Raw genomic sequence first — 18,482 nt, forward strand, 5'->3', positions numbered from 1 at the left:
CGGTCTGTTCAGCGATCGGACGTGGAAATCCGGTTAGGGTTATTGCCTTCAATGGCAGTTGTGCGCGGGAGGCCGCCTGGCCTGCCGGGTTGACCTCTAACCGGTTTCCACCCCGCGTACGACTGCCACCCTCTGCGTGGAAACGGACGGTTGCGGTTCAACCCTTAGAGGATCACTGCAATGAAAAAAATAGTCCCCGACCCACCCCTTCCCGACACCCGTCACCACGCCTTCGGCAAATGCGACGCCGGCCACCCACCGCTGTTTGCGGTCAACCCCAATATCAACGCCCACGACGCCTTGGTGCATGTCGCCGAGTACCTGCGCAGCGCCTACAACGTTGGCTACAAGGCGCTGGACCATATGGATGAAACCGGCAGGAGCCTGCTGTGGGCCAGCCTGCATGGGATCGAGATGGCCGAGGGCCTGACCGAGGCGATGCTGGAGGGTATCGAGTCGCCCTGAGCGACATTGCCTTCAAGGGCGTTGGATGAAGGCCATCACCGCCCGGTAGACTGCGCCCCACTACCCCGACGCGCTGTGGAGATCGCCCCTTGGAAGACCTCAACTCCCTCTACTACTTCACCCAGGTGGTCGAGCACGGTGGCTTTGCCCCGGCCGGGCGGGCGCTGGACATGCCCAAATCCAAGCTCAGCCGGCGCATTGCCGACCTCGAGGAGCGCCTCGGCGTGCGCCTGCTGCACCGCACCAGCCGGCATTGCTCGCTGACCGAGATCGGCCAGGCCTACTACAACCGTTGCCTGGCCATGCGCGTCGAGGCCGAGGGCGCCGCCGAGATCATCGAGCGCAACCGCAGCGAGCCGCGTGGGCTGGTGCGCATCAGCTGTCCGACCACCCTGCTCAACTCCTGGGTCGGGCCGATGCTCACCCGCTACATGCTCAAATACCCGCAGGTAGAGCTGTTCATCGAGAGCACCAACCGCCGCGTCGACCTGCTGCACGAGGGCTTCGACGTGGCGCTGCGGGTGCGCTTCCCGCCGCTGGAGAACACCGACATGGTGATGAAGGTGCTGAGCAACAGCACCCAGTGCCTGGTCGGGCATCCGTCGTTTCTCGAACAGCTTGCCGAAGGCTTCGACCCGCAGCAGCTCAGTGAGCTGCCCAGCGTCCATTGGGGCAGCGCCCAGCGTGAGTACCAGTGGGAGCTGTTCCAGGGCGAGGACATGAGCCGCAGCCTGGTGATCCCGCACACGCCGCGGATGGTCACCGATGATCTGTTTGCCTTGCGACACTTCGTGGTGGCGGGCGTGGGGATCGCGCACCTGCCCAGGGTGGCGGTGCGCGAGGACCTGGCGGCGGGACGCCTGGTGGAGATGCTGCCGGACTGGCATCCGCGATGCGGCATCGTACATGCGATCTTCCCGTCGCGGCGCGGACTGCTGCCGTCGGTGCGGTCGTTGATCGATCATCTGGCGGAGGAATTCGCCTTCAGCGACATGGCGTAGCGTCCCATCGCGTGGCACATCGGGACGCCACACCGCCGCTCCCACGTCCTGCGCAGGAGCGGGCCACCCTCAGAACGCGAAGCAGGAACAGCCCAGCGCCCCCCAGAAGCCCTGGTAATCGCTCACCGGCACACTGGAATGCCGCGCCTTCTCATGGCTGTGGGCATGCACCCCACACGGCCCGACGCACTGGTGCAGCGCCGCCGCCATCGGTGCCCCGGCGCGCCAGTGCCCCGGCACCTTGGCCACCGGCGACCACTCCGGCAACACCGGCACCTGCGCCGGGCCGAACTTGTCGAACTCGGCAGCGCCGTACACCACCTTGCCATCGACAACGGTCAACACCGACTCGATGCCCTTGATCGCTTCTTCATCGATGCTGAAGAAGTCCAGCGACAGCGCCGCCAGGTCCGCCAGCTGACCGACCTTGATCTGCCCCTTCTTGCCCTGCTCGCTGGAGAACCAGGCGCTGCCGTGGGTGAATAGCTGCAGTGCGGTCTCGCGGCTGAGGCCTTCCGGATACAGTTCCAGCCCGCCGACGGTCTTGCCGCTGACCATCCAGTACAGCGACGTCCACGGGTTGTAGCTGGACACCCGGGTCGCGTCGGTACCGGCCCCTACCGGCACGCCCATGTCGAGCATGCGCTTGATCGGCGGGGTGTGCTCGGCGGCCTTGGCGCCGTAGCGATCGACGAAATACTCACCCTGGAAGGCCATGCGGTCCTGGATGGCGATACCGCCGCCCAGCGCCCGCACCCGCTCGATGTTCTGCGGGGTGATGGTCTCGGCATGGTCGAAGAACCATGGCAGGCCATTGAACGGAATGTCGCGGTTGACCTTCTCGAACACGTCGAGCATGCGCGAGATCGACTCGTCGTAGGTGGCGTGCAGGCGGAACGGCCAGCGCTGCTCGACCAGGTGGCGCACCACCGGCTCCAGCTCCTGCTCCATGGTCTGCGGCAGGTCCGGGCGCGGTTCGAGGAAGTCCTCGAAGTCGGCGGCGGAGAACACCAGCATCTCGCCGGCACCGTTGTGGCGGAAGAAGTCATTGCCGTCGCCCGGCTTGACCTTCTGCGTCCAGTTCTTGAAGTCGGTGAGTTCTTCCTTGGGCTTCTGGGTGAACAGGTTGTAGGCAATGCGCACGGTCAGCTGGTCTTTGTCGGCCAGTTCCTGGATCACCTGGTAGTCGTCCGGGTAGTTCTGGTAGCCGCCGCCGGCATCGATGGCGCTGGTCAGGCCGAGGCGGTTGAGCTCGCGCATGAACTGGCGGGTGGAGTTGACCTGGTACTCCAGCGGCAGCTTCGGTCCCTTGGCCAGGGTGGCGTAGAGGATCGTGGCATTGGGCCGGGCGATGAGCATGCCGGTGGGGTTGCCGAACTTGTCACGCTGAATCTCGCCACCCGGCGGGTTTGGCGTGTCCTTGGTGTAGCCCACGGCCTTGAGCGCAGCGCGGTTGAGCAAGGCGCGATCGTACAGGTGCAGCAGGAATACCGGGGTGTCCGGCGCGGCCTGGTTGATCTCTTGCAAGGTGGGCATGCGCTTTTCGGCGAACTGGAATTCGTTCCAGCCGCCGACCACGCGCACCCACTGCGGGCTCGGCGTGCGCTCGGCCTGGTCCTTGAGCATGCGCAGGGCGTCGGCCAGCGATGGCACGCCTTCCCAGCGCAGTTCGAGGTTGTAGTTCAGGCCGCCGCGGATCAGGTGCAGGTGCGAGTCGTTCAGGCCTGGGATGACCGTGCGCTGTTTGAGGTCGATGATTTGCGTGGCGGCGCCTTTGTGGGCCATGGCTTCGGCGTCGCTGCCCACGGCGAGGAACTTGCCGTCCTTGATGGCGACGGCGCTGGCGGTGGGCTTCTCGCGGTCAACGGTGTGCAACTTGCCATTGAACAAGATGAGGTCGGCGGACATGGGATCTCCTGAAAGGGCGGCATGGGCGGAATCGGTGAACGGCAATGCGCTCCACAGCGCGCCGGCGGCACCGAGTACAGTGCTGGTGGCGAGGAACTTGCGGCGACTCTGGTCGGTAGGGTCCTGGCTCATGGTGCTTTCCGTCCGGGTGGGTGATCGGCAGGCGGTTGAAGGCTAGCAATGGATCACGGCGGGCGCTCAGCGACGCAACCAGCTGGCACAGCGGCGCGTCACCCAGGGCATGATGTAGAACACCACGGGCAGGATGACGAACAGGTTGGTGATCAAGTTGCCGGTGATCTGGCCACCCAACAGCGGATAGCGGGCAAACAGCGGCGCCAGTAATTGCGGAATGACCAGGGTCATCGGGCAGATCACCAGGTAGGTCAGCAAAGCCTGCTTCCAGCGCGGCGGTTGCGCGGCGCCGACGCTGGGCGGGGTGAACCAGAACTCCGGGTCATCGTGCACCTGGGTCTGATCGCCGTCTTCCAACAATGGCAGCACTTCACTGATCAACGCCTGGCGCTCGGCAGAGTTGACCCAGGCCTGCAGCAGGCCGGCGTCGGCGAAGCGCACCACGGTGGTGAAGTGGCGGCCGCCGTCGTCCGGTCGGATGACATTGACGTCCAGATGACCGGGCTGTTGGCGAGCGGTGGTCACGGCGCGCTTGAGCCAGGTTTCATAGTGCGCCAGCGCCTGGGCACGGACCTTGTGCTGGATCACAAGCGTGACGACGCTGCGGTTGCCTTCGGTTGCGGTGTTCATCGCTGACATTCCCTGGAGGTGAGCTGGCCTGTAACCACTGTGCAACGGCAGACGAGCGCTGGATTGGATGAGTGTGCTGCCTTGCCTGGCACCTCGCGGGTGCCAGGCTGTCGGCGGCTTACTTGCCGGCGGTCAGGGCGTTGTAGCTGGTGATCAGGTTGCGGTAATCAGGGATGTGGTTGGAGAACAGCGCCGCCAGCCCTTCGACATCGTTGCGCCAGTCGCGGTGCAGCTCACAGGCCACGCCGAACCAGGTCATCAGCTGGGCACCGGCCTGGCTCATGCGGTCGTGGGCGGCGTCGCGGGTCATTTCGTTGAAGGTGCCGGAGGCGTCGGTGACCACGAACACATCGAACTCTTCTTCAAGGGCCGCCAGGGCCGGGAAGGCCACGCAGACTTCGGTCACCACGCCGGCGATGATCAGTTGCTTCTTGCCGGTGGCCTTCACCGCCTTGACGAAATCTTCGTTGTCCCAGGCGTTGATCTGGCCGGGGCGGGCGATGTATGGGGCTTCCGGGAACAGCTCCTTGAGCTCCGGCACCAGCGGGCCGTTGGGGCCTTGCTCGAAGCTGGTGGTGAGGATGGTCGGCAGATTGAAGTACTTGGCCAGGTCGGCCAGGGCCAGCACGTTGTTCTTGAAGCGGTCCGGCTCGATGTCGCGGACCAGGGACAGCAGGCCGGCCTGGTGGTCGACCAGCAGTACGGCGGCGTCGTCTTTGTTCAGGCGGTTGTATTTGAAGTTGTTCATTGCCGGTGCTCCTTGGGTTTCGATCTTCAGTGGGTTGGGTGTTTCGCGTTGATGGGAGAAGATTAAAACCAGGACCTTTGTAGCGGTAGATAGCGAAATTTGGCTTTAGCGTTCTGTTTTATGAACGATGCAGCGGCATTGGCTGCACCGGCCTCATCGCCGGCAAGTCGCAGCGGCGAACCGCGGCTCCCACAGGGACGGCGTTGCCCCCATTGCCTGGCACCTCAAGCTGCTCTATTACTACGGACAGCCCTCCCCCGCACCGAGACCACCATGCTGGCGTTCATCCAGTCGTACCCGCTGTTGCTCGGCACCTTGCTGATCTTCCTCGACGTGTTGCTCTGGCAGTTGATCCCGCTGCAGCACAGGGTCTGGCGCATCGCCACACGGCTGGTGATCTTCCTGTTGTTCAGCGCGGTGTTGCTGACGGCCGGCATGAGCCCGCTGCAACCGCCACCCTGGGCCGACGACGTGTCACGCAACCTGATGGCCACGGTGCTGGCGATCGGCTGGTGGCTGTTCGGCGCGCGCACGGTGACCGTGGTGTTCGGCCAGTTGCTGGTGGCCCGCGGCAGCCACGGCGGGCGCCTGCTGCAGGATGTGCTCGGGGCGTTGATCTTCCTCGCCGCAGTGGTGGCTGCGGCGGCCTATGTGATGCAACTGCCGGTCAAGGGGCTGCTGGCCACCTCAGGGGTCATGGCCATCGTCATCGGCCTTGCGTTGCAGAGCACGCTGGCCGACGTGTTCTCGGGCATCGTGCTGAACACCACGCGGCCCTACCAGATCGGCGACTCGATCTCGATCGACGGTACCGAGGGCAAGGTGGTTGATATCGACTGGCGGGCCACCCGCCTGATCACAGGCAACAGCAGCCTGGCGGTGATCCCCAACTCGGTGGCAGCCAAGGCCAAGATCCTCAACTTCAGCCGCCCGGCCGAAGTGCACGGGGTGTCGATCAGCGTCGTGGTGCCGGCCAAGGTGCGCCCGCAACGGGTGTTCGATGCACTGGAGAAGAGCCTGCAAGGCACCAGCATCCTGCTGGACAAGCCGGCGCCCAAGGTCACGGTGAAGGCTTCGACACTTGAGTCAGTGGAGTACGAAGCCAGCGGCTTCATCGCCGAGATGTCGCGCAAGACCGAAGTGCGCAACCAGTTGTTCGACCTGGCCCACCGCCACCTTGAAGCCAGCGGCGTGACCTGGAACTCCGAGCAGGGCGCCCCGGTGCGCAGCCGCCAGCGCGAGCTGCTGGACGAGGTGCGGGTGTTCCGCTCGCTGAGCAACGAAGAGCGCGACGCCCTGAGCCAGCGCATGACCACGGTGGAATACCTCGCTGACCAGGTGATCCTCGACATCGGCGAGCGCTCGGAACATGTGCTGCTGATCAGCCGCGGCGTGGTGCTGGCGTCGGTGCGCGACGGCGAGCGGCTTATCGAAGGTGGCCGCATGGGGCCTGGCGAGGTGCTGGGGCTCGAGGGCCTGGTGGATGACGAGGCCTCGCCTGTCGAGTTTCGCGCCCTCAGTGGCTGCATGCTGTATCGCATCGACAAGGAACAGGTGCGCGGTTGCCTGGCCGAGAGCGGCGATGTGAAGTCGGCACTGACCAAACTGCAGCGGTTCCGGCGGCAGAAGCGCGAGTCACTGTTGTTGCAGAAGCCGGCGGTGGTGAAGAAGGGTGGCTTCCTCAGCTGGTTGCACAAATGACCGAGCTTCGTCGCTCGCACGGGCCCTATCGCCGGCAAGCCGGCTCCCACAGGGTACGCGCAAAAGCCTGTGGGAGCTGCGGTTCGCCGCCGCGACTTGCCAGCGATGAGGCCGGCACAGGAACTACAGCACCACCCGCAGGCACTGCCCGGCGTGATACAGCGAGAACCCCGACTCGTAGAACGCCGTGCGCAACGATGGCGCGCTCACCGGCTTCATCGGCGAGAACGGAATCGGCAAGCTGTCCGGGTCGTCCTTGAGCAAGAACTCGGCGAATGCCCGGCCGATCACCGTGCCGGTGGTGTTGCCGCGACCGTTGTAGCCGGTCACCGCCACCAGCCCCGGTGCGGGTTCGAACAGGCGCATCAGGTGGTCCGGAGTGAAATCGATGCAGCCGGTCCAGTGCATCTCCCATTCGACCTTGCCCAACGCCGGGTAGTAGTGGCTCTGGATGCGGTCGGCCCAGCTGCGCACGAACCAGTCTGGCTTGTTGTCGACTCGGCCAAGGCTGCCGAGCAGCAACCGGCCCTGCTCGTCGCGGCGGATGCTGCTGAGCACGGTGCGGGTGTCCCACGAACCCTGCCCATGGGGCAGGACCTGGTCGGCGGCGGCGCCGTGCAACGGCTTGGAAGCGACCTGGTAGTAGTAGCCGCGGAAGAAGTGCTTCTGCAAATTGCTCCAGTCGCCTTCGGTGTAGGCGCCGGTAGAGATCACCACCTTGTCGGCGCGCACCGCGCCGCGCGCCGTTTTCACCCGCCAGGCATCGCCGTCGCGCTCCAGGCCTTCAACCGCGGACTGCTGGAACAGCTTGCCGCCCAGCCGGCTCACGGCAGCGGCGAGGCCCTGGGTATATCCCATGGGGTTGATGGTACCCGCGCGGCGGTCGAGCAGCGCGGCGGAAATCTTGTCGGTACCGCAGTATTCCTGGCATTGCGCGCCGGTCAGCAGCTCGACGTCGGCGCCGCGCCGGGTCCACTGCTGGTGGCGGGCTTCGAGGTCGGCGATGCCGGTGGCATTGTGTGCCATGTGCAGCGTGCCCTGATGCCGGGCCTGGCAGTCGATACCCAGGCGCTCGATCATGGCGAACACTTCGCCCGGCGCCTCGCCGAGCACCTTGTTCAGGCGGCTACCCTGCTTGTGCCCGAGGGTGGCCTCGACGTCGTCGGGGCGGATCCAGGTGCCGGCGTTGACCAAACCGACGTTGCGCCCGGAGCCGCCATGGCCGATTTTCCAGGCCTCCAGCAGGATCACCGTCTTGCCCTGCTCCAGCAGATGGATAGCCGCCGACAGGCCGGTGATGCCGCCGCCGATCACGCAGACATCGGCCTTGAGCTCACCGGCCAGGGCCTGGGCGGCAACGGTCGGCTGGGTGAGGTGTTCCCACAAGCATTCTTGACGCAGTTCGGACATGACCGGCTCCAGCAGATTTTATTCTTGTTGCGGCCCATCGCCGGCAAGCCGGCTCCCACAGAGATCGACGCGGTCGCTGTGGGAGCCGGCTTGCCGGCGAAACGGGGGCAAAGCCCCCGCGACGATCATCAGTCGAACACGATCCCTTGCGCCAGTGGCAATTCGCGAGAGTAGTTCACGGTGTTGGTCTGGCGACGCATGTAGCCTTTCCAGGCATCCGAACCAGACTCACGGCCACCGCCGGTTTCCTTCTCGCCACCGAACGCCCCGCCGATCTCCGCGCCGCTGGTGCCGATGTTGACGTTGGCGATGCCGCAGTCGCTGCCCGAGGCGCTCTGGAAACGTTCAGCCTCGCGCAGGTCGGTGGTGAAGATGCATGACGACAGGCCTTGCGGCACTTCGTTGTTCAGGCGCAGGGCCTCGTCGAAGTCGTCGTAGGCCAGCACGTAGAGAATCGGCGCGAAGGTCTCGTGGCGCACTACCTCGCTCTGGGCCGGCATCTCGGCAATGGCCGGCGACACGTAGTAGGCGTTCGGGTACTGCTCGGCGAGCTGGCGTTCGCCACCGAATACCTGCCCGCCTTCGTCGCGGGCCTTGGCCAGCGCACCCTGCATGGCATCGAACGACTGCTTGTCGATCAGCGGGCCGACCAGGTTGTCCTTGCGAGGGTCACCGATGCGCACCTTGCCGTAGGCGGCTTTGACACGGGCGACCACGTCGTCCTTGATCGAGCGGTGCACGATCAGGCGGCGCAGGGTGGTGCAGCGCTGGCCGGCGGTGCCGACGGCAGAGAACAGGATGCCGCGCACGGCCAGGTCGAGGTCGGCGCTCGGGGCCAGGATCATGGCGTTGTTGCCACCCAGCTCGAGGATGCTGCGGCCGAAACGCGCCGCTACACGCGGGCCCACTTCGCGGCCCATGCGGGTGCTGCCGGTGGCACTGACCAACGCCACGCGTGAATCGTCGACCAGGGCTTCGCCGGCGTCGCGACCACCAATCACCAGTTGCGCCACACCTGCCGGGGCGTCGCCGAAGGCTTTCAGGGCTTTGTCGAACAGCGCCTGGCACGCCAACGCAGTGAGTGGGGTCTTCTCGGACGGCTTCCACACCACGGCGTTACCCGCCACCAGCGCCAGCGCGGTGTTCCACGCCCACACCGCGACCGGGAAGTTGAAGGCGCTGATCACCCCGACCACACCCAGCGGGTGCCAGGTTTCACGCATATGGTGGCCCGGGCGCTCGGAGGCGATGGTCAGGCCGTACAGCTGGCGCGACAGGCCGACGGCGAAGTCGCAGATATCGATCATTTCCTGCACTTCACCCAGGCCTTCCTGGGTGATCTTGCCTGCTTCGATGGACACCAGCTCGCCGAGGTCGGCCTTGTGCTCGCGCAGCACTTCGCCGAACAGGCGCACCAGCTCGCCACGACGAGGGGCCGGCACGCTGCGCCAGGCTTCGAAGGCCTGTTGCGCCTGGTCGATGCGGGCAACCGTGTCGGCCTTGCCGAGCAGCTTCACCGAGGCGATCTGGCTGCCGTCGATGGGGGTATGGACAGGGTAATCGCCCTGGGTGTGAGCCGCAGCGGCAACGCCAAGGCGCTCGAGCAATCCAGCAACCATCGTGCTTCTCCTTACATCGGGTGAAGGGGTTGAAAATATCGTGGGTCAGTATTAATCCGATTACTCGGGTGCAACAAACGACCTTTATTCCGCATATCATTCCACCAGGTAATGATTTCAGCCGCCGAGACCGCTTATGTCCAAACGCCTGGTACCGTCCATGACCGCCCTGCAGTGCTTCGAGGCCGCAGCCCGTCACCTGAGCTTCACCCGCGCCGCCGAGGAACTACACCTGACGCAGAGCGCGGTAAGCAAGCAAGTGGCGCAGCTCGAGGAAATGCTGCGCCATCACCTGTTCCTGCGCATCCGCCGCCGCCTGCAACTGACGCCGGCCGGCAGCCTGTACCTGGCCGAAGTGAACAAGATCCTCACCCAGGTGGACATGTCCAGCCGCTATGTCCTGAGCTACGGCTCGCAGACCGAAGTGTTGAAGGTAGCCACTCAACCGAGTTTCGGCGTGCGCTGGCTGATCCCGCACCTCAAGGGCTTCGGCAAGCGCCACCCGAACCTGCACCTGGACATCCGCAACGAGATGGAACCGTTCGCCCTGCTGCAGGGCTCGGCCGACGTGGTGTTCTTCTATGGTCAAGGCACCTGGCCCGGGGCGACCTGTATCGAGCTGTTCGGCGAAGAAGTGGTGCCGGTGTGCGCGCCGGAGTTGTTGCAAGGGCGCACGCTGCCTGACGCCGGCGCGGTGGCGGAGCTGGTGCTGCTGCAGAGCACCTCGCGACCGCAGGCGTGGCACGAATGGTTCCTGGAGCAGGGGCTACATACCGACAACAGCTACCATGGGCCGCGCTTCGACACCTTCTACATGGCCTTGAGCGCGGCGCAGGCCGGATGCGGGGTGGCGTTGGTGCCCAGTTACCTGGTGGCCAAAGAGCTGGCTGAGGGCAGCCTGGTGCTGGCCTGGGACCATGCGATGAAAAGCAATGGCGCGCATTACCTGGCGTATGCCGAACATGCGGCGGAGGTGCCGAAGGTGCGGGCGTTGGTGGAGTGGGTTGCCGAGCAGATCCAGCGGCGCCACCACTGACGCCGTCGTGAGAGCAGGCTTGCGCCGCGATAGGGGCGTCAAGATCGATAAGAAAAGGAATGAAACCCGCACTTTTTTTCGCTTGTACGGCATCTCCATTCCCAGCTTTCATGTAAGTGTCCTCCACTCACCCAGGAAGCTTGCGATGCCCGCCCATGATTTCGTCAGCCCCGACAGCATCCGTGCGCAGTTCTCTGCCGCCATGTCGCTCATGTACAAGCAGGAAGTTCCCCTGTACGGCACGCTGCTTGAACTGGTGAGCGAAACCAACCGGCAGGTCATGGCTGCGCAACCCAAGGTGGCCGAGGCCTTACGCTGGACCGGCGAGATCGAACGTCTCGACCAGGAGCGCCATGGCGCCATCCGCGTGGGCACCGCCGAGGAGCTCGCCACCATCGCCCGCCTGTTCGCGGTCATGGGCATGGCACCGGTCGGCTATTACGACCTGAGCTCGGCCGGCGTACCGGTGCACTCCACTGCGTTCCGTGCCGTGCACGAACAGTCGCTGCATGTCAGCCCGTTCCGCGTGTTCACTTCGCTGCTGCGCCTGGAACTGATCGACAACCCGCAACTGCGCACACTGGCCCAGGGCATTCTCGACAAGCGGCAGATCTTCACCGCCCGTGTGCTGGAACTGATCGCCCAATGCGAACGCGATGGTGGCCTGAACGCGAGCGATGCCGAGACCTTCGTCCAGGAAGCGCTGCACACCTTCCGCTGGCACCAGGACGCCACCGTTACCGCCGACCAGTACCAGCAACTGCACGACCAGCACCGCCTGATCGCTGACGTGGTGGCGTTCAAAGGCCCCCATATCAACCACCTGACCCCGCGCACCCTGGACATCGACGCCATCCAGCTCGGCATGCCAGCCAAGGGCATTCCACCCAAGGCCGTGGTCGAAGGGCCACCCACCCGCCGCCAGCCGATCCTGCTACGCCAGACCAGCTTCAAGGCGCTACAGGAAAAGGTCGCTTTCAGCGATGCCCAGGGCAGTCACACGGCGCGCTTCGGCGAGATCGAACAACGCGGCGCAGCGCTGACGCCCAAGGGGCGCCAGCTGTACGACCGCCTGCTGGACGCGACCCGCGCGGCCCTGGGAGGCGTGTCCGCCGAGGCCAACGCAGAACGCTACATGAGCCTGCTCGCCGAGCATTTCGCCGAATTTCCGGACGACCTGGGGCAGATGCGCGAACAAGGGCTGGCCTACTTCCGCTATTTCGCCACCGACAAGGGACTGGCGGCACGCGGGCAGCCCGGCCGCCCCACTACCTTGCAAGGGCTGATCGACGCCGGGCATGTGCATTACGAGGCGCTGGTGTACGAGGACTTCCTGCCGGTGAGTGCGGCGGGGATCTTCCAGTCCAACCTGGGAGACGAGGGGCAGGCCGACTATGGCAGCAACGCCAACCGCGAAGCCTTCGAGCAGGCGCTGGGGCTGAAGGTGCAGGATGAGCTGGCGCTGTATGCGCAGAGCGAGCGGCGCTCGTTGCAGGCGTGTGCGCAGGCGTTGGGTCTGAGCGCGATGTAGGGCTTCGCAAAGCCGGGGCCGCATTGCGGCCCCAATGCCCTACCGATGAGTCCGGAACCGATCCACTTCCTGGCGCAACTGCCCCGCCAGTCCTTCCAGCTCGCGGGCCGTCATGGCCAGTTCATTGGCCACATCGCGCTGTTCGCTGTTGGCCTGGGCGATGCTCTGCAGGTTGCGGCTGAGCACCGTCGCGGTGCTGCTCTGCTCCTGGGTCGCGGTGCTGATCACGGCGAACTGCTCGCCCGCCACCCGGCTCTGCTCATCGATGCGCGCCAGGGCTTCGGCCACCTTGTCGTTGCGCGCCAGGCCTTCCTGCATCAGCTGGTTGCCCTGCTCCAGCGTGCTGATGGCATGGCCGGTCTGCTGCTGGATGCTGGCGATCATGCCCGAGATCTCGTCGGTGGCCTGGCGGGTGCGCGCGGCCAGGCCGCGGACCTCATCGGCGACCACGGCGAAACCACGGCCCTGCTCGCCAGCCCGAGCCGCTTCGATGGCGGCATTGAGCGCCAGCAGGTTGGTCTGCTCGGCAATCGAGGTGATCACGCCGACAATGCCGCCGATCTCCTGCGAGCGAGCGCCCAAGGTGTCCATCACACTGGCAGTACCGCCCAATGCCTCGGCGATCTGCCGCAGGGAAACCGAGGCTTCGTCCATGGCGCTGCGACCGATACGGGTCTGCTGCGCGTTATCGCGGGCCATGCGCTCGGTCCCGGCCATGTTGTCGGCAATGTTCATCGAGGTGGCACTGAACTCCTCCACCGCACCGGCCATGCTGGTGATCTCGCCGGACTGCTGGTCCATGCCCTCGCAGGCCCCGGACGACAGGCCCGACAACGAGCGGGCACGGCCACTGACCTGGTCGGAGGCGGCACGGATATGCTCGACCATGGTCGCCAGGGCATCGCCCATCTGGTTGAAGCTGCGGGCGAGCTGGCCGATCTCGTCATGGCTGGTGACGCTCAGGCGGGCATTCAGGTCGCCAGCGCCGAGGGCTTCGGCCTGGCGCACCAGGTCGCCCAGCGGGCGCAGTTTGCGGCGCAGCAGCCAGAGGGTGGCGGCCACGGCCAGCAGCATCGCCAGTACGCTGCCGATGGCCAGGCGCAGGCCGACGCTCCAGGTCACTTCGCGGATCTCGCCCTCGGGCATGCTTGCCACCACGGTCCACGGCCCCTCGGCGAACGGCTCGGTGACGCTGAACAAAGGCTCGCCGGCACCGGCCCAGAACTGCCCTGCCCCCGGTTTGATCGCCTTGACCGCCTGGGCCGCCTGGGCCGCCTGGGCCGCCTGGGCCGCCGCCTCACCGTCGCGCACCTCGGCCGGCGGCACCAGCCACTTGCCCTGCTCGTCCAGCAACGCCAGCGAACCGGTCTGGCCGATGCGGAAGCGCTTGAGGTTGGCGAACTGGGCGTTCTGTGCGTCGGTGTAGTCGAAGCCGACGAACAGCACAGCGATCACCCGGCCACCGCTATCGCGCACCGGCACATAGCGGGTCATGTAGTTGCGCTCGAACAGCACGGCGCGGCCGACGTAGGTCTGCCCGGCTATCAGTTTCGGATAGGCCGGGTGCTGGCGGTCGAGCTGGGTGCCGATGGCGCGGCTACCGTCCTGCTTGGTCAGGCTGGTGCTGATGCGTACGAAGTCGTCACCGCTGCGCACGAACAGGGTCGCAACACCGGCCGTCATCTGCTGGAACTCGTCGACCTGGTGGAAATCGTTGTTCAACAGGTGGTCACCCAGGTACAGCGCAGGCGTCGCGGCACCTGCGACGTTGACCGTTTCCCCCGCGTGCAGCGCCAGTCCGCTGGCGAACCGCCGCTCGAACAGGCCGCTCAGGCGCTGGGTATTGTCCTTTAGCGAACCGTGGAAGGTATCGAGCTGATCGGCCAGCAGCCGCGCCTCGCTGGCCAGGTGCGCCTGGCGCGTGGTGAGGTTGGCGTCGTCCAGCGAACGCAGGGCGAACAGGGTGCTACCGGTGATCACCAGCGCCAGCACGATGGCGAGGGCAATCCCGAGCTGCGAGGCGATTCGGGCACGCGGTTGAGACATGGCAAGGCTCCTGGCAAGAGGCCGGGATCGTCCTGATCACGCTGACCGCCCGCTGCATATCGACGGGGAATCGCGTCCTCTTCCGGGACGCTGGTGCAAGTTGATCGGCGTCTGTAGGAAATACTTGAGTGCGGGACCGGGATATTCGCAAACGTTTTCTTGCCGTGGCCTCAGAGAGGTTGTCAGCCCTGTGCCGACAGGATTTGCACAGCCGGCAAATCCATCGCCGCCGCCTCCTCCTGCAAAAACACGCTGAGCCGGCGCAACCGCTCCCCGCCCGGCCGGGTCCGTGGCCACACCAGGTAGTAGTCCATGCCGCTGGCTACCGCAGTCGGCCAGGGCAGGCTCAACCGCCGCTGCGCCACATCCTCGGCCACCATCAGCAGGTCGCCCATGGAGATCCCGTAGCCCCGCGCGGCGGCGATCATGCCCAGCTCCAAGGTGTCGAACACCTGCCCGCCCTTGAGCGAGATCTTGTCGGTCAGGCCCATGCGCGCCAACCAAGCCCGCCAGTCGCGCTTGTCCGGCGTGGGATGCAGCAGCTCGATACCGGCCAGGCGCCGCTCGTCCCAAGGCGCATCATCGAGCAGGTCCGGCGCACCTACCGGAATCAGCAACTCGGAGAACAACCGGCGCACTTCCCAGTCCGCCGGGAAGCTGCCATCGCTGAGCAGCACTGCACAGTCGAACGGCTCCTGGTTGAAGTCGACATGGTCGACATCCATCCAGGCACTGGTGAGTTGCACCTCGTTGCCGGGCTGCAGATGGCGGAAGCGACTCAGGCGCGCCAGCAGCCAGCGCATGGTCAGGGTCGAAGGGGCCTTCATGCGCAGGATGTCATCTTCGCCGCGCAAGGTTTCGCAAGCCCGCTCCAGGGAAGCAAAACCATCACGCACACCAGGCAGCAGCATGCGCGCGGCTTCGGTCAGCTGCAAGCTGCGGCCATTGCGCACGAACAGGCGACAGGCGAAATGCTCCTCCAGGGTGCGGATATGCCGGCTCACCGCGCTCTGGGTAATCGCCAGCTCTTCCCCGGCACGGGTGAACGAGCTCAGCCGAGCAGCGGCTTCAAATGCGCGCAACGCATAAAGCGGAGGCAGTTGGCGAATCATGGCGCACCTGTCATACGGGAGCTGGATCGGTGCCAATGATCATACAGGCATGAGTCAGACTCATGACACCGATCGCATTTATCCTTTTGTGCAAAGCTGACCGAAGCCTCAGAATCGACGGCTCGCTTCCAGAATCATCAAGAAGGACCGCCCCCATGCACGTCGCGCCCACCACCGAACTCAAGGCTTTGCTGCGCCTGGCCGGGCCGCTGATCGCCTCGCAGTTGGCGCACATGCTGATGGTGCTCACCGACACCCTGATGATGGCCCGCATCAGCCCGCAGGCCCTGGCCGGCGGTGGCCTGGGCGCGGCGAGCTACTCGTTCGTGTCGATCTTCTGCCTGGGCGTGATTGCCGCGGTCGGCACGCTGGTGGCCATCCGCAAGGGCGCCAACGACATCGAGGGCGTCACCCGCCTGGCGCAGAGCGGCCTGTGGCTGGCCTGGGGCCTGGCGCTGGTCTCGGCACTGGTGATGTGGAACCTCAAGCCGGTGCTGCTGTTGTTCGGCCAGAAGCCGGAGAACGTCGACTCGGCGATGCAGTTGCTGACCCTGCTGCCGCTTGCCCTCCCCGGCTACATGACTTTCATGGCCCTGCGCGGTTTTACCAGTGCCCTGGGCCACTCGACCCCGGTGATGGTCATCAGCCTGGTGGGCACGGTGTTCAACTACCTGTTCAACCACGCCCTGATCGAGGGCATGTTCGGCCTGCCCAAGCTGGGGCTGATGGGTATCGGCCTGGTCACTGCGGTGGTGACCCTGCTCATGGCCATCGCGCTCGCACTGTATATCCGCTGGCACAAGGCCTATGCCGCCTACCCGCTGCGCAAGGGCCTGCTGCGCCCTTCCCTGCCGGCACTGCGCGAGCTGTGGCGGCTGGGCCTGCCGATCGGCGGCACCTATATGGTCGAAGTTGGTCTGTTCGCCTTTGCCGCCCTGTGCATGGGCGTGCTCGGCAGCACGGAGCTGGCGGCGCACCAGATCGCCCTGCAGATCGTCTCCACCGCATTCATGGTGCCGACGGGCCTTTCGTATGCGGTGACCATGCGCGTCGGCCTTTATTACGGCGCCGGCAACTTGCTGGCGGCCCGTAGCGCCGGGCGCGTGGGCATTGGTTTTGGCGCATCGCTGATGTTCGCCTTCGCGGCACTGTTCTGGTTGCTGCCGGATGCCCTGGTCGGGCTGTTCATCGACCGCAACGACCCGGCCTTCGCCGCGATCTTCATGCTGGCCGTGCAATTGGTGATGGTGGCGGCGTGGTTCGAGCTGTTCGATGGCGTGCAGACCATTGCCATGGGCTCGATCCGCGGCCTGAAGGACGCCAAGACCACCTTCCTGATCGGCCTGGTGTGCTACTGGCTTGTGGGTGCGCCAAGTGCCTGGCTGTTCGCCTTCACCTTCGGTGGCGGTGCACAGGGTATCTGGTGGGGGCTGGCCCTGGGTCTGGCCTGCGCAGCGGTGGCGCTGACGTTCGGCTTCGAATGGCGGATGAAGCGGCTGCTGGGCAAGGCTGAGCGTGCACGGCGGGCAGCATTGTCGGTCTGAGCCCCCCGGAGCCGCTGCGCGCGCCATCGCCGCGCGGGCGGCGCTCGATTTCACAAGCGCCGCAACTGTATCGCTGAACACTTTGAAGTCAGCATCCATCTAAAACTGTACTACTGTACTGCTATATACCTCACTTCCTGCCGATCATTTCCCTGCCAACACCACATAACCGCACCAAAAAAGTGCGCACCAGTACAGTTCCCTCAATAACCGGTGCAACAGTCGCTTTCAACAGTTAACTGGCCCATCACAATACACCTGAACTGTACCTACTGTTCTGGACGAGAGAGGAGGAAGATGGGCACCAGTTAAATCACTCCCTAATGCCGCCACAAGCGGAAGGATGACACATCATGGAACGTACCCTCAGTTCCGACCTGGTTTTCGAAAACGCCCAAGCTTCCAACGCCGCCCTGCCGCTGCGCGTCCTGTCCACCCTGGTACTGTGGCAGCGCCGCATGGCCAGCCGCCGCCAACTGGCGCGCCTGGACTCCCGCCTGCTGGCCGACGCCGGTATCAGCGAGTCGCAGCGCTACGAAGAGCTGAGCAAGCCTTTCTGGCGCTAAGCGCCGGCCGCCGGCCCAGGCCGGCACCGTGAATTCTCAAGAACCCGCCGCAGGCAACTGCGGCGGGTTTTTTGTTTTAAGCCGCGCAGTAGAGCACTTGCACAGACAACCGCAACAGTTTTATAAAACTCAAATTCTATAGATACAGTTACGATTTGATCTGTTTTTCGCGCCCCGGCGTCAGAACCGCCGCGTGTTACGCTTGTCTTACGCGCCTGGCATATAAAGTACCGTGACGAGCCAAGCGAGCGTCCGATAACCAGAACCAACCTTGACCCTGTGCAGGAGTCCACCAACATGTCCCGTTATCACCTGATTGGCGCCGCCTTGCTGCTGTCCCTCACCGGTGCCGCCCACGCCACCAGCTTCGTCGTCACCACCGATGCCGTCGTCGGCGCCGTAGCCGCCTCGACCGATGCCACGTCCGATATCTCCTCCTCGTTCCGCGACGACAAGATCGTCAAGGCCGCCCGTGACGATGCCGCCAGCTTCGTCGGCAGCGATGGCGCCATCCGCGGCGCCAAGCTGGAAAGCGCATTCGTGCACATCCGCCAGCAGTTGCCGGCCCTGCAAGCCAGCGATGCGCAGCTGGCGCGCGCCATCCTCGCCATCTGACCCTGCCCTTGCCCCGGATTCACTGGCCCCGAGCCATGAATCCGGGGTAGCCTTCGCAGCCCGAGACAATCGCCACTTCAAAGCCCATGCGTTACCTATTGCTTTCCTTTGTCGCCCTGGCCTGCATGAACAGCGCCCAGGCGATGGATGCCACCACCCAGAACCTGGTCATCACGGGTTACGTCACCAGCCAGGTGACGGCCGCCCCCTTCGACCGCAAACGGATCGTCGCGGCCCGTGACGATGCAGCCGCGTTCGTCGCCAGCGACGGCCTGATCCGTGGCGCCCGCCTGGAGGCGGCGTTCGACGCCCTGCGCCACGGCAGCGCCCGGCACTCTGTCGGTGACCGTGAACTGGCCGAGGCGATTCTCGTCCAATAACTACACCCGCTCCCTTGTATTTCCGGAGATGCTCC

General features: G+C 65.2%; 16 protein-coding genes and 1 pseudogene. 9 read left to right on the top strand and 8 right to left on the bottom strand.

Features of this window, described 5'->3' with window-relative positions:
• The first annotated feature begins 180 nt into the window (after positions 1-180).
• A complete protein-coding gene (locus ACZ9C1_RS18095; RefSeq protein ID WP_102690648.1) occupies positions 181-465 on the top strand; it encodes a DUF6124 family protein in 285 nt (94 codons plus the stop codon).
• Positions 466-554: 89 nt separating this feature from the next.
• The gene (locus tag ACZ9C1_RS18100) at positions 555-1,466 is read left to right on the top strand and encodes a LysR substrate-binding domain-containing protein (protein ID WP_102683047.1); all 912 of its coding nucleotides are present in this window, start codon (positions 555-557) and stop codon (positions 1,464-1,466) included.
• Between the two features lie 69 nt (positions 1,467-1,535).
• Here ACZ9C1_RS18100 and ACZ9C1_RS18105 read toward each other — a convergent pair whose 3' ends face one another.
• From ACZ9C1_RS18105 to ycaC, 3 genes are all read right to left on the bottom strand, one after another.
• Positions 1,536-3,506 carry an amidohydrolase gene (locus tag ACZ9C1_RS18105; protein WP_457377744.1) on the bottom strand — a complete coding sequence of 657 codons (1,971 nt, stop codon included), beginning with the start codon at positions 3,504-3,506 and terminating at the stop codon, positions 1,536-1,538.
• A gap of 66 nt (positions 3,507-3,572) precedes the next feature.
• Positions 3,573-4,139 carry an antibiotic biosynthesis monooxygenase gene (locus ACZ9C1_RS18110; protein WP_277502349.1) on the bottom strand — a complete coding sequence of 189 codons (567 nt, stop codon included), beginning with the start codon at positions 4,137-4,139 and terminating at the stop codon, positions 3,573-3,575.
• Between the two features lie 118 nt (positions 4,140-4,257).
• Positions 4,258-4,887, bottom strand: coding sequence for an isochorismate family cysteine hydrolase YcaC (gene ycaC / locus ACZ9C1_RS18115; protein ID WP_102683045.1), 630 nt, complete (start codon positions 4,885-4,887; stop codon positions 4,258-4,260).
• Between the two features lie 273 nt (positions 4,888-5,160).
• Here ycaC and ACZ9C1_RS18120 point away from each other — a divergent pair, with 273 nt between their 5' ends.
• On the top strand, positions 5,161-6,588 hold the full coding sequence (locus ACZ9C1_RS18120) for a mechanosensitive ion channel domain-containing protein (protein WP_102683044.1): 1,428 nt from the start codon (positions 5,161-5,163) through the stop codon (positions 6,586-6,588).
• A gap of 123 nt (positions 6,589-6,711) precedes the next feature.
• Here ACZ9C1_RS18120 and amaA read toward each other — a convergent pair whose 3' ends face one another.
• Both amaA and amaB read right to left on the bottom strand, forming a co-directional pair.
• Positions 6,712-7,998, bottom strand: a complete 1,287-nt coding sequence (gene amaA, locus ACZ9C1_RS18125; RefSeq protein WP_476254243.1) for an L-pipecolate oxidase — start codon at positions 7,996-7,998, stop codon at positions 6,712-6,714.
• A 128-nt stretch (positions 7,999-8,126) separates the two neighbouring features.
• Positions 8,127-9,617 (bottom strand): L-piperidine-6-carboxylate dehydrogenase, encoded by a 1,491-nt coding sequence (gene amaB, locus ACZ9C1_RS18130; RefSeq protein ID WP_277502351.1) that lies wholly within the window; start codon positions 9,615-9,617, stop codon positions 8,127-8,129.
• 136 nt (positions 9,618-9,753) lie between these two features.
• Here amaB and ACZ9C1_RS18135 point away from each other — a divergent pair, with 136 nt between their 5' ends.
• Entirely contained in the window at positions 9,754-10,653 is a 900-nt protein-coding gene (locus tag ACZ9C1_RS18135; protein ID WP_102683041.1) for a LysR family transcriptional regulator, read from the top strand.
• A 145-nt stretch (positions 10,654-10,798) separates the two neighbouring features.
• Entirely contained in the window at positions 10,799-12,184 is a 1,386-nt protein-coding gene (gene hglS / locus ACZ9C1_RS18140) for a 2-oxoadipate dioxygenase/decarboxylase HglS (protein WP_476254244.1), read from the top strand.
• Positions 12,185-12,223: 39 nt separating this feature from the next.
• On the opposite strand, the gene ACZ9C1_RS18145 is transcribed toward hglS, so the two are convergent.
• From ACZ9C1_RS18145 to ACZ9C1_RS18155, 3 genes and pseudogenes are all read right to left on the bottom strand, one after another.
• Positions 12,224-13,093 carry a methyl-accepting chemotaxis protein gene (locus tag ACZ9C1_RS18145; RefSeq protein ID WP_476254583.1) on the bottom strand — a complete coding sequence of 290 codons (870 nt, stop codon included), beginning with the start codon at positions 13,091-13,093 and terminating at the stop codon, positions 12,224-12,226.
• Positions 13,091-14,230 (bottom strand): annotated as a pseudogene (locus tag ACZ9C1_RS18150) (Cache 3/Cache 2 fusion domain-containing protein); the annotation flags it as partial. The gene ACZ9C1_RS18145 and the pseudogene ACZ9C1_RS18150, both read right to left, overlap by 3 nt.
• Before the next feature lie 182 nt (positions 14,231-14,412).
• A complete protein-coding gene (locus ACZ9C1_RS18155) occupies positions 14,413-15,342 on the bottom strand; it encodes a LysR substrate-binding domain-containing protein (RefSeq protein WP_102683038.1) in 930 nt (309 codons plus the stop codon).
• A gap of 155 nt (positions 15,343-15,497) precedes the next feature.
• Here ACZ9C1_RS18155 and ACZ9C1_RS18160 point away from each other — a divergent pair, with 155 nt between their 5' ends.
• From ACZ9C1_RS18160 to ACZ9C1_RS18175, 4 genes are all read left to right on the top strand, one after another.
• Entirely contained in the window at positions 15,498-16,886 is a 1,389-nt protein-coding gene (locus ACZ9C1_RS18160; protein ID WP_198754937.1) for a NorM family multidrug efflux MATE transporter, read from the top strand.
• 353 nt (positions 16,887-17,239) lie between these two features.
• Entirely contained in the window at positions 17,240-17,452 is a 213-nt protein-coding gene (locus ACZ9C1_RS18165) for a DUF1127 domain-containing protein (RefSeq protein ID WP_011531561.1), read from the top strand.
• 297 nt (positions 17,453-17,749) lie between these two features.
• A complete protein-coding gene (locus ACZ9C1_RS18170; protein ID WP_102683036.1) occupies positions 17,750-18,067 on the top strand; it encodes a DUF2388 domain-containing protein in 318 nt (105 codons plus the stop codon).
• An 86-nt stretch (positions 18,068-18,153) separates the two neighbouring features.
• Complete coding sequence (locus ACZ9C1_RS18175; RefSeq protein ID WP_434728988.1) at positions 18,154-18,447, top strand: DUF2388 domain-containing protein; 294 nt, start codon at positions 18,154-18,156, stop codon at positions 18,445-18,447.
• The last annotated feature ends 35 nt before the right edge of the window (positions 18,448-18,482 follow it).

This window comes from Pseudomonas sp. TE21435 (assembly GCF_056279265.1).